This window comes from Melaminivora alkalimesophila (genome assembly GCF_000282995.1).
GTDB lineage: Bacteria > Pseudomonadota > Gammaproteobacteria > Burkholderiales > Burkholderiaceae_C > Melaminivora > Melaminivora alkalimesophila.
Genome location: NZ_ALEE01000396.1, coordinates 1 through 10,880, shown reverse-complemented (window position 1 = coordinate 10,880; position 10,880 = coordinate 1). Strand labels below are relative to the sequence as shown.

The 10,880-nt window shown below is 68.0% G+C and carries 13 protein-coding genes; 3 read left to right on the top strand and 10 right to left on the bottom strand.

Going from position 1 to position 10,880, the window contains the following annotated elements; translation table 11 throughout:
• Positions 1 to 146: 146 nt before the first annotated feature.
• The 10 genes from A612_RS07640 to A612_RS07595 all read right to left on the bottom strand — a co-directional run bounded on the left by A612_RS07640 (position 147) and on the right by A612_RS07595 (position 8,642).
• A complete protein-coding gene (locus A612_RS07640; protein ID WP_019373914.1) occupies positions 147 to 1,205 on the bottom strand; it encodes a ligase-associated DNA damage response exonuclease in 1,059 nt (352 codons plus the stop codon).
• A gap of 242 nt (positions 1,206 to 1,447) precedes the next feature.
• Positions 1,448 to 1,864 carry a F0F1 ATP synthase subunit epsilon gene (locus tag A612_RS07635; protein WP_019373913.1) on the bottom strand — a complete coding sequence of 139 codons (417 nt, stop codon included), beginning with the start codon at positions 1,862 to 1,864 and terminating at the stop codon, positions 1,448 to 1,450.
• An 83-nt stretch (positions 1,865 to 1,947) separates the two neighbouring features.
• Complete coding sequence (atpD, locus tag A612_RS07630) at positions 1,948 to 3,381, bottom strand: F0F1 ATP synthase subunit beta (protein ID WP_051001471.1); 1,434 nt, start codon at positions 3,379 to 3,381, stop codon at positions 1,948 to 1,950.
• Between the two features lie 43 nt (positions 3,382 to 3,424).
• On the bottom strand, positions 3,425 to 4,294 hold the full coding sequence (gene atpG, locus A612_RS07625) for a F0F1 ATP synthase subunit gamma (RefSeq protein WP_019373911.1): 870 nt from the start codon (positions 4,292 to 4,294) through the stop codon (positions 3,425 to 3,427).
• Between the two features lie 21 nt (positions 4,295 to 4,315).
• Complete coding sequence (atpA, locus tag A612_RS07620; protein WP_019373910.1) at positions 4,316 to 5,875, bottom strand: F0F1 ATP synthase subunit alpha; 1,560 nt, start codon at positions 5,873 to 5,875, stop codon at positions 4,316 to 4,318.
• Between the two features lie 44 nt (positions 5,876 to 5,919).
• A complete protein-coding gene (locus A612_RS07615) occupies positions 5,920 to 6,465 on the bottom strand; it encodes a F0F1 ATP synthase subunit delta (protein ID WP_019373909.1) in 546 nt (181 codons plus the stop codon).
• Between the two features lie 10 nt (positions 6,466 to 6,475).
• Complete coding sequence (locus tag A612_RS07610; RefSeq protein ID WP_019373908.1) at positions 6,476 to 6,946, bottom strand: F0F1 ATP synthase subunit B; 471 nt, start codon at positions 6,944 to 6,946, stop codon at positions 6,476 to 6,478.
• Positions 6,947 to 6,982: 36 nt separating this feature from the next.
• A complete protein-coding gene (gene atpE / locus A612_RS07605) occupies positions 6,983 to 7,231 on the bottom strand; it encodes a F0F1 ATP synthase subunit C (protein WP_019373907.1) in 249 nt (82 codons plus the stop codon).
• A 57-nt stretch (positions 7,232 to 7,288) separates the two neighbouring features.
• The gene (gene atpB / locus A612_RS07600) at positions 7,289 to 8,152 is read right to left on the bottom strand and encodes a F0F1 ATP synthase subunit A (protein ID WP_019373906.1); all 864 of its coding nucleotides are present in this window, start codon (positions 8,150 to 8,152) and stop codon (positions 7,289 to 7,291) included.
• A 22-nt stretch (positions 8,153 to 8,174) separates the two neighbouring features.
• On the bottom strand, positions 8,175 to 8,642 hold the full coding sequence (locus A612_RS07595) for an ATP synthase subunit I (protein WP_019373905.1): 468 nt from the start codon (positions 8,640 to 8,642) through the stop codon (positions 8,175 to 8,177).
• Positions 8,643 to 8,788: 146 nt separating this feature from the next.
• Between A612_RS07595 and A612_RS07590 the strand changes: the two genes are divergently transcribed.
• From A612_RS07590 to lipA, 3 genes are read left to right on the top strand one after another with little or no spacing between them, the layout of a single operon-like run.
• Positions 8,789 to 9,091 (top strand): YbeD family protein, encoded by a 303-nt coding sequence (locus A612_RS07590; RefSeq protein ID WP_019373904.1) that lies wholly within the window; start codon positions 8,789 to 8,791, stop codon positions 9,089 to 9,091.
• A 10-nt stretch (positions 9,092 to 9,101) separates the two neighbouring features.
• Complete coding sequence (gene lipB / locus A612_RS07585; protein WP_040436318.1) at positions 9,102 to 9,794, top strand: lipoyl(octanoyl) transferase LipB; 693 nt, start codon at positions 9,102 to 9,104, stop codon at positions 9,792 to 9,794.
• A gap of 35 nt (positions 9,795 to 9,829) precedes the next feature.
• Positions 9,830 to 10,855, top strand: coding sequence for a lipoyl synthase (lipA, locus tag A612_RS07580; protein ID WP_019373902.1), 1,026 nt, complete (start codon positions 9,830 to 9,832; stop codon positions 10,853 to 10,855).
• Positions 10,856 to 10,880: the final 25 nt, after the last annotated feature.

Below are 10,880 nucleotides of genomic sequence, written 5' to 3'. Positions count from 1 at the left end.
CTGGCGCGGCTTGCCGCCCGCCAGGAAGTACACGGCCCAGGCCGCATCCTCCGGTGCCGCCGCTTGCAGGTACTCGCGCAGCGCCGCCTGCTTGGCCAGCAGCGAGGTGCTGGCATCGAGCTGCCGGTACAGGGCGGCGAAACGCTTCATGCGCCCGCCCCTTCCCCACGGCCATCGGGGCCCGCGGCGACCGCCGGCTCATCTTCCTGGCCGTATTCGGTCTGGAAGGCGCGCGCATCCAGGCCACGCTCCTCGCGCAGCCAGCGCACCAGCGTCGCCACGCTGCCGTGCGTGACGAACACCCGCTCGGCACCGGTGGCGGCAATGGCCGCCTGCAGCCCCGGCCAGTCGGCGTGGTCGGACATGACGAAGCCCCGGTCCACGCCGCGGCGCCGGCGCGCGCCGCGCAGCTGCATCCAGCCGCTGGCAAAGGCATCCGAGTGGCGGGCGAAGCGCCGCATCCAGGGCGTGCCCTGCGCCGAGGGCGGGGCCAGCACCAGCGCGCGGCGCAGCAGCTGCGCATCCACGCCCGGATCGCTCACGCGCAGCGTGGGCGCAAGCTCCACGCCGGCCGCCCGGTACACCGCGTTGAGCGGCTCCACCGCACCGTGCACCACGATCGGGCCGATGCTGCGGTCCACGCCGTGCAGGATGCGCTGCGCCTTGCCGAAGGCGTAGCACAGCAGCACCGAAGGCCGCCCGGCGGCCGCATTGGCGCGCCACCACCCGTCGATCTCGCAGAACAATTCCGGCTGGCTGGGCCAGCGGTAGATCGGCAGACCAAAGGTCGACTCGGTGATGAAGGTGTCGCAGCGCACCGGCTCGAAGGGCGCGCAGGTGCCGTCGTCCTCCAGCTTGTAGTCGCCCGAGGCCACCCAGACCTGGCCGCCATGCTCGATGCGCACCTGCGCCGAGCCGAGCACATGCCCGGCCGGATGCAGCGAGAGGCGCACACCGTGGTGCGCGACCTGCTCGCCATATTCCAGCGTCTGCAGGCAGATGTCCGCGCCCAGCCGTGCACGCAGGGCGCCGGCGCTCAGCGCGTGCGCCAGGTAATGGCCGTGCCCGGGGCGCGCATGGTCGGAGTGCGCGTGCGTGACGACGGCGCGCTCCACCGGCCGCCAGGGGTCGATGTAGAAGCCACCGGGTGGGCAGTACAGACCCTCGGGGCGGGCGACCACCAAGTCGGCGTCGCTGCTGCTCATCGCACACCCTCCGGGTCCGCACAAGCGGGGCTTGAGGGTTGGCGGGCGGCGGCGCGTGGCATGGGCCCATGCTAGCCCCGCCGCTGCCCGGCGCGGCCCCGGCGCGCGCGCGTCGGTCTGTCGGAGAGCGGCCTACACCAGGGCCGCGGGAACGAAAAAACCGCCCGCGGGCGGTTTCTCTGTACGACGGACTGCCGCGCAGGCAACGCCCGCACGTCCAGCGCCTTTACAGAAAGACGCTTTCAGCGCTTTTCGCGGAACCTGCGCAGCGCGGCCAGCTGGGCCGCCATGATCGCCCGCTCCGACTGGGCGCGCGCCAGGTCCAGCTCGCTCTTGGCGTTCTGCACCGCCTGCTCGGCGGCGCGCTTGGCCTCCTGGGCCTTCTGGTCGTCCAGGTCCTTGCCGCGGATGGCGGTGTCGGAGAGCACCGTGACGCAGTCGGGCTGCACCTCCAGGATGCCGCCGGCGACGAAGATGAACTCCTCGTTGCCGTCCGGCAGCTCGATGCGCACCGAGCCCGGCTTGACGCGGGTGATCAGCGGCGTGTGGCGGGGATAGATGCCGAGCTCGCCCGCCTCGCCCGGCAGCGCGACGAAGCGCGCCTCGCCGGAGAAGATGGACTCCCCGGCACTGACCACATCAACGTGGATGGTGTTCATCTTGGCTTGTCCTCAAAAAGGGTGAAGGCTGGGCAGGGAAAACGGGCGCCGGGCAGGTCGGGGTCCGCCCGGCGCGGCTTCCATCAGGACGCCAGCTTCTTGGCCTTCTCGAAGGCTTCGTCGATGGTGCCGACCATGTAGAAGGCCTGCTCGGGCAGGTGGTCGCACTCGCCGGCCACGATCATCTTGAAGCCGCGGATGGTCTCCGACAGCGGCACGTACTTGCCGGGCGAGCCGGTGAACACCTCGGCCACGTGGAAGGGCTGCGACAGGAAACGCTGGATCTTGCGCGCGCGCGCCACGACCAGCTTGTCCTCGGGCGCCAGCTCGTCCATGCCCAGGATGGCGATGATGTCGCGCAGTTCCTTGTAGCGCTGCAGCGTGCCCTGCACCTGGCGGGCGACCTGGTAGTGCTCCTCGCCCACGACCTGCGGGTCGAGCTGGCGGCTGGTGGAGTCCAGCGGGTCCACGGCCGGGTAGATACCGAGCGCCGCGATGTCACGCGACAGCACCACGGTGGAGTCCAGGTGGGCAAAGGTCGTGGCGGGCGAGGGGTCGGTCAAGTCGTCCGCGGGCACGTACACGGCCTGGATCGAGGTGATGGAGCCGACCTTGGTGGAGGTGATGCGCTCCTGCAGGCGGCCCATTTCCTCGGCCAGCGTCGGCTGGTAGCCCACGGCGGAAGGCATGCGGCCCAGCAGGGCGGACACCTCGGTGCCGGCCAGCGTGTAGCGGTAGATGTTGTCCACGAAGAACAGCACGTCGCGGCCTTCGTCGCGGAAGGACTCGGCAATCGTCAGGCCGGTGAGCGCCACGCGCAGGCGGTTGCCCGGCGGCTCGTTCATCTGGCCGTAGACCATGGACACCTTGGATTCGCCCAGGTTCTCCAGGTTCACCACGCCCGAATCGGCCATCTCGTGGTAGAAGTCGTTGCCCTCGCGGGTGCGCTCACCGACACCGGCAAACACCGACAGGCCCGAGTGCGCCTTGGCGATGTTGTTGATGAGCTCCATCATGTTCACGGTCTTGCCCACACCGGCGCCGCCGAACAGGCCCACCTTGCCGCCCTTGGCGAACGGGCACACCAGGTCAATCACCTTGATGCCGGTCTCCAGCAGCTCCTGGGACGGCGACAGCTCGTCGTAGGCAGGGGCCTTGCGGTGGATCGAGGCGGTGAGCGTCTGGTCCACGGGGCCGCGCTCGTCGATGGGCGTGCCCAGCACGTCCATGATGCGCCCCAGCGTCGCCTTGCCCACGGGCACGGTGATGGGGTTGCCGGTGTTGGTCACCATCAGGCCGCGCTTCAGGCCGTCCGACGAGCCCAGCGCAATGGTGCGCACCACGCCATCGCCCAGCTGCTGCTGCACTTCCAGCGTCAGGGCCGAGCCTTCCAGCTTCAGGGCGTCGTACACCTTGGGCATCCGGTCGCGCGGGAACTCCACGTCCACCACGGCGCCGATGCACTGGACGATCTTGCCCTGTGCGTTGGTGCCTGCTTGCATGTTCTCTTGAGCCATTGTTTGCTCCAAAAATTTGTGTGAAACCTGGGCGGACGGCCGGTCAGACGGCTGCGGCGCCGGCGACGATCTCGGACAGTTCCTTGGTGATCGCCGCCTGGCGGGTCTTGTTGTAGACCAGCTTGAGCTCGTCGATCACGTTGCCGGCGTTGTCGGTGGCGGCCTTCATGGCGACCATGCGCGCGGACTGCTCGCTGGCCATGTTCTCGGCCACGGCCTGGTAGATCAGCGACTCCACGTAGCGCACCAGCAGCTCGTCGATCACGCTCTGCGCATCCGGCTCGTAGATGTAGTCCCAGCTCGCACCGCTGCCCTTGCCGGCCTGGATCTCCTCGGAGGACAGCGGCAGCAGCTGCTCGACCACCGACTCCTGGCGCATGGTGTTGATGAACTTGGTGTAGGACAGGTACACCGCGTTGATCTTGCCCTCCGCATAGGCGTCCAGCAACACCTTGACCGGCCCGATCAGGCGGTCCAGGTGCGGCGTGTCGCCCAGGCCGGTGGCGTGCGCCACGACCGGCGCGCCGATGCGGTTCAGGAAGCCGAAGCCCTTGTTGCCGATGGCCACCGTCTGCACCTGCACGCCCGCGCCCTGCAGCTCGCGCAGCTTGGTCGTCACGGCACGCAGCACGTTGGTGTTCATGCCGCCGCACAGGCCCTTGTCGGTGGTCACCACGATGACGCCCGCGGCCTTGGCGTCGTTCACCCGCATGAAGGGGTGCACGTACTCCGGGTTGGCCTGGCCGAGGTGGGCGGCAATCTGGCGCACCTTCTCGGCATAGGGGCGGGCGGCGCGCATGCGGTCCTGCGCCTTGCGCATCTTCGACGCGGCCACCATTTCCATGGCCTTGGTGATCTTCTTGGTGTTCTCCACCGATTGGATCTTGCCGCGTATTTCCTTGCCTGCTGCCATGAAGACTCCTCCTTCGCCGCTTTAAGCGAAGCTCTTCTTGAACGCCGTGATGGCCTGCGTCAGCTCGGCCTCGTCCTTGCCTTCCTTGTCGAAGGCACGGTTGTCGTCCAGGCGCTGCAGCAGCGCGGCGTGGCTGGTCTTGAGGAACTGGTGCAGGCCCGATTCGAAGGCCAGCACGCGCTTGACGTCCACGTCGTCCAGGAAGCCCTTGTTCACCGCGAACAGCGAGGCCGCCATCAGGCTGATGGGCAGCGGGCTGTACTGCGGCTGCTTCAAGAGTTCGGTCACGCGCGCGCCGCGGTCGAGCTGCTTGCGCGTGGCCTCGTCCAGGTCGGAGGCGAACTGCGCGAACGCGGCCAGCTCGCGGTACTGCGCCAGATCGGTACGGATACCGCCGGACAGGCCCTTGATCAGCTTGGTCTGGGCGGCGCCACCCACGCGCGACACCGAGATACCGGCGTTGATGGCGGGGCGGATGCCGGCGTTGAACAGGCTGGTCTCCAGGAAGATCTGGCCATCGGTGATCGAGATCACGTTGGTCGGAACGAAGGCGGAGACGTCGCCGGCCTGCGTCTCGATGATCGGCAGGGCCGTGAGCGAGCCGGTCTTGCCCTTGACTTCGCCCTTGGTGAAGGCTTCGACGTAGTCGGCGTTCACGCGCGCGGCACGTTCCAGGAGGCGCGAGTGCAGGTAGAACACGTCGCCGGGATAGGCTTCGCGGCCCGGCGGGCGGCGCAGCAGCAGCGAGACCTGGCGGTACGCCACCGCCTGCTTGGACAGGTCGTCATAGACGATCAGCGCGTCCTGGCCGCGGTCGCGGAAATATTCGCCCATGGTGCAGCCCGAGTAGGCCGACACGTACTGCATGGCCGCCGACTCGGAGGCCGAGGCCGCCACGACGATGGTGTACTCCATCGCGCCGGCCTGCTCCAGCGCGCGCACCACGTTCTTGATCGACGACGCCTTCTGGCCGATGGCGACGTAGATGCAGGTCACGCCCTGGCCCTTCTGGGCGATGATGGCGTCGATGGCCACCGCCGTCTTGCCGGTCTGGCGGTCGCCGATGATCAGCTCGCGCTGGCCACGGCCGATCGGCACCATGGAGTCGATCGACTTGATACCGGTCTGCAGGGGCTGGTCCACCGACTGGCGCGCGATCACGCCCGGCGCGACCTTCTCGATCACGTCCGTCATCTTGGCGTTGATCGGGCCCTTGCCGTCGATCGGGGTGCCGAGCGCGTCGACCACACGGCCGATCAGCTCGGGGCCGACGGGCACTTCCAGGATGCGGCCCGTGCACTTGACGGTGTCGCCCTCGGAGATGTGTTCGTACTCGCCCAGGATCACCGAACCGACCGAGTCGCGCTCCAGGTTCAGCGCCAGGCCGTAGGTGGGCTGGCCATCGGGGGTGGGCGGGAACTCGAGCATTTCGCCCTGCATCACTTCCGACAGGCCATGGATGCGCACGATGCCGTCCGTCACCGAGATCACGGTGCCCTGGTTGCGGATGTCGCTGCTGGCTGCCAGGCCCTCGATGCGGCTCTTGATCAGTTCAGAAATTTCTGCGGGATTGAGTTGCATGACTCTTTCCTTCTTTCCTTTGGAATGGCCGAAACCTGCGGCCATCAGGCCACGAGGGCCGCTTTCATTTGTTCGAGGCGGGCGCGCACCGACGTGTCGAGCACCTCGTCACCCACCACCACGCGCACGCCCCCGATCAGCGATTCGTCGGCCTGCACGGACAGGTTGAGCCGGCGGCCGAAGCGCCGCTCCAGCGCGTCGCGCAGCCCGGACAGCGCCGCCTCGTCGATCGGATAGGCGCTGTAGACGATGGCGTCGGAGGAGCCGTTTTGCTGGTTGACCAGGGCGCGGAACTGCGTCGCGATCTCGGGCAGGACCTGCACGCGGCCGTTGTCGACCACCGTGCGCAGGAAGTTGCGCCCCAGGTCGGGCAGCGGCGAGCGCACCACGCCCGCGATCAGCTCGAAGACCTGCTCGGCAGTGACCTTCGGGTTGTCCGCCAGCTGGCGCAGTTCGGGGTTGGCGGCAATCGCCGCCAGCTCGTCCACCCAGGCCGTGGCACTGCCCAGGTCCGCGCCGCCTTGGGCGTCGGCGCAGGCCTGGTACAGGGCCTCGGCGTAAGGGCGGGCAATGGTGGCGAGTTCGGCCATTGATCGCTCCTTACAGCTCGGTCTTGAGGCGGTTGAGCAACTCGGCATGGACGCCGGCATCGACCTCCCTGCGCAGGATCTGCTCGGCGCCCTTGACGGCCAGGGCCGCCACCTGCTCGCGCAGCGCCTCGCGGGCGGCAATGGCCTGCTGCTCGGCCTCGGCGCGGGCGGCTGCGACGATCTTGTTGCCTTCGTCGGTGGCGCGCGCCTTGGCTTCCTCGATGATGGCCTGGGCGCGCCGCTCGGCATCGGCCAGGCGGCTCGCGGTTTCGTTGCTGGCGGCCGCCAGCTCCTGCTTGACGCGCTGGTCGGCGGCGGCAAGCTCGGATTTGGCGCGGTCGGCAGCAGCGAGACCATCGGCGATTTTCATGGCTCGCTCATCCAGCGCCTTCGCGATCGGCGGCCACACGAACTTCATCGTGAACCACACCAGGATCAGGAAGACGATGGCCTGAACGAACAGGGTCGCGTTGATACTCACGGCAACACCTTTCTATTCGTGGGCGTCGGGAGTCTCTTAGGCCAGGACGAAGGGGTTGGCGAAGGCGAACAGCAGGGCGATGGCCACGCCGATCAGGAAGGCCGCGTCGATCAGGCCGGCCAGGATGAACATCTTCGTCTGCAGCTCGTTGATCAGCTCGGGCTGGCGGGCGGCGGACTCCAGGTACTTGCCACCCATCAGGGCAATGCCGATCGAGGCGCCGATGGCACCGAGACCGACGATCAGACCGCAAGCCAGAGCGACGAGGCCGAGAATGTTTTCCATGGTGACTCCTAAGGATGAAAAGAAAGGTTGGGTTGAAAGGAAAGGGGAAAGGAAAGCTCAGTGAGCCTCATGCGCCTGGCCGAGGTAGATCAGCGTCAGCATCATGAAAATGAAGGCCTGCAGGGTGATGATCAGGATGTGGAAGATCGCCCAGATGGAGCCTGCGATGATGTGCCCCACGGGGAGCAACACACCGGAGAGCGACATGGCCGCCGCACCGCCCATCAGGGCAATCAGGCAGAACACCAGCTCACCAGCGTACATGTTGCCGAACAGTCGCATGCCGTGCGAGACCGTCTTGGCAACGTATTCGATGACCTGCATCAGCAGGTTGACCACGCCGAGGATCACGGCGAAGAAGGGGTTCTTGCTGGTGCCGAAGGGGGCAGTGACCAGTTCGTGTGCCCAGCCGCCGGCGCCCTTGATCTTGACGCTGTAGTAGAAGGTCAGCAGCAGCACCGCCACCGCCAGGCCGAGCGTGGTCGACAGGTCGGCCGTGGGCACGACGCGCAGCGGCGCGTGCGCATCGCCCGTCACGCCCTGCCACAGCACCGGCAGCAGGTCCACGGGCAGCAGGTCCATGGCGTTCATGAGGAAGATCCAGACGAACACGGTGAGCGCCAGCGGGGCGATGAACTTGCGGCTCTCGGCGTTGCGGATGTTCGCCTTGGCTTGGTTGTCCACCATCTCGACCAGGATCTCCACGGCCGCCTGGAAGCGCCCCGGCACGCCCGAGGTCGCCTTGCGCGCGGCGCGCCAGAAGACGAACAGCATCAGCGCGCCCAGCAGCACGCCGACGACGATCGAGTCGAGGTTCACCACCGAGAAGTCGATGATGGACTTTTGCGGGATGTTCTGAAGGTGCTGCAGGTGGTGAACGATGTATTCACTTGCAGTCGGTGCATTCGCATCTGCGGCCATCGGACAACTCTTCTCTCAAATGTCAAACGGTTCGTCGGACACCGGGGCGCGCCAGCAGCGCGACCCAGTACGTTTTCATCACCACCACCATGCCGGCCAGCAGGGCCAGCCAGCTCAGGCCCGGCACCAGCCGCGGCGCCGCCGCCAGCATGGCGACGGTCAATACGATCTTGACCAGTTCCCAGCCCATCAGGGCCGCCATCGCCGCACCGGCCGACGCGCGTCGGCGGTGCACGCCGCGCGCAAACAGCGCCGCCGGCAAGGCCACCGCCAGACCGCCGTAGCCCGCCGACCACCCCACCGGGGCGCGGCCGGACCAGGCCCAGGCCACGAGGGCCACCAGCACCGCAGCCAGCAACTGCACGGCAACGATGCGCCACGGCGACACCTCCCGCTGGCGTTCCCGCCAGCGCGCCGCCTCTTCGGCACTCAAGGGCTTGAAGTCGTCTTCCTCACCCTCAGTTTCGGTCTCGAAGGCGGCCTTCGTCATTCGCTGGATCTCTCCTACAGGCCAGGCCGGAACTTTCGCAAAGCCTCTCATTATAGGTACAAACCCCGGACCGTCCAAGTGGCTGGGCTGCCCGCGCCCCGGCGCCGGCTCTGCCCGCCCTGCGCCGCTCCTGCCCCACCTTTTCCATGACCTCTTCCGCCCCTCCCAACGGCAGCGCCGCCGATCCGCGCAAGGACTCGCTGATCGAGTACCCGTCGTCCTTTCCCATCAAGGTCATGGGCGCCAAGGCGCCGGGTCTGGTGGAGGCGGTGGTCGAGCTGGCGCAGCGTTTCGACCCCAGCTTCGATCCGGCGACCGTCGAACTGCGCGACAGCCGCGGCGGCAATTACCAGGGCGTGACCATCACCATCACCGCCACCAGCCGCGGGCAGCTCGACGCGCTCTACCAGGCCCTGACCGGCCATCCGCTGGTCAAGGTCGTGCTCTAGGACCATGTCCATGCAGCTGCGCCTGCTCGGGCGGGTGGGCCATGCCGACACCTACGCCGCCATGCAGCGCTTCACCGCCGGGCGCACAACCGCGACCGCCGACGAGCTGTGGGTGTGCGAGCACCCGCCGGTCTTCACCCAGGGCCTGGCGGGCCGGGAAAGCCATCTGCTGGCGCCGGGCGACATCCCCGTGGTCGCCACCGACCGCGGCGGCCAGGTGACCTACCACGGCCCCGGCCAGGTGGTCGCCTACCCGCTGGTCGACCTGCAGCGCGCCGGCTACTACGTCAAGGAATACGTCTTCCGCGTCGAGGAGGCGGTGATCCGCACGCTTGCGCATTTCGGCGTCACCGGGCACCGCGTGGCCGGCGCGCCCGGCATCTACGTGCGCCTTCAGGATCCTTTCGGCCACGCCATGCTGGAGCAGCGCCCCCAGCGGCGCGTGCCCGGTGCGCCACCCCCCCAGCCCGACTTCACCGGCCTGGGCAAGATCGCCGCGCTCGGCATCAAGATCTCGCGCCACTGCACCTACCACGGCGTGGCGCTGAACGTGGCGATGGACCTGGAGCCGTTCGCGCGCATCAACCCTTGCGGCTACGTGGGGTTGCAGACGGTGGACCTTTCTACAATCGGCGTCCAAGCCTCCTGGGACGAGGCCGCCGCCGTGCTTACCGAGCAACTGCGCAGGCGCCTCGCCCCCTGAGCCCGTCCTTTCCCGCGGCGATCGCCTTGCCAGCCATGAGCTCCACCAGCACCTTCAGCATCACCCGCACTGCCAGCAGCGCCGGCACCTCCGAAGTCGTCCGCGAGGCGCAGCCGCGCGAGTCCTACGACCCCTCGGCCAAGCAGAAGGCCGGGGCCAAGCTGGCGCGCATCCCCGTCAAGGTCGAGCCTGGCGAGGTGCTGAAGAAGCCCGAGTGGATCCGCGTGAAGGCCGGCAGCCCGACCACGCGCTTCTACGAGATCAAGGCCATCCTGCGCGAGCACAGGCTGCACACGGTGTGCGAGGAAGCCTCCTGCCCGAACATCGGCGAATGCTTCGGCCGCGGCACGGCCACCTTCATGATCATGGGCGACAAGTGCACGCGCCGCTGCCCGTTCTGCGACGTCGGCCACGGCCGGCCCGACCCGCTCGACCCGGACGAGCCCCTGAACCTGGCGCGCACCATCGCCGCTTTGAGACTGAACTACGTGGTCATCACCAGCGTGGACCGCGACGACCTGCGCGACGGTGGCGCGGGCCACTTCATCGAGTGCATCCGCCAGGTGCGCGCGCTGTCACCCGCCACGCGCATCGAGATCCTGACGCCGGATTTTCGCGGCCGCGACGACCGCGCCCTGGAGATCCTGAAGGCCGCGCCGCCGGACGTGATGAACCACAACCTGGAGACCGCCCCCCGCCTATACAAGCAGGCGCGGCCGGGCTCGGACTACCAGTTCAGCCTGAACCTGCTGAAGAAATTCAAGGAACTGCACCCCGATGTGCCCACCAAAAGCGGCCTGATGGTCGGCCTGGGCGAGACCGACGAGGAAATCCTGCAGGTGATGCGCGACATGCGCGCACACGGCATCGACATGCTCACCATCGGCCAGTACCTGGCGCCCTCCAGCGCCCACCTGCCGGTGCGCCGCTATGTGCACCCGGACACCTTCAAGATGTTCGAGCGCGAGGCCTATGCCATGGGCTTCTCGCACGCCGCCGTGGGCGCGATGGTGCGTTCGAGCTACCACGCCGACCAGCAGGCCCACGCGGCCGGCGTCTGAGCCACCGGCGCGGCGGCTGCACCTG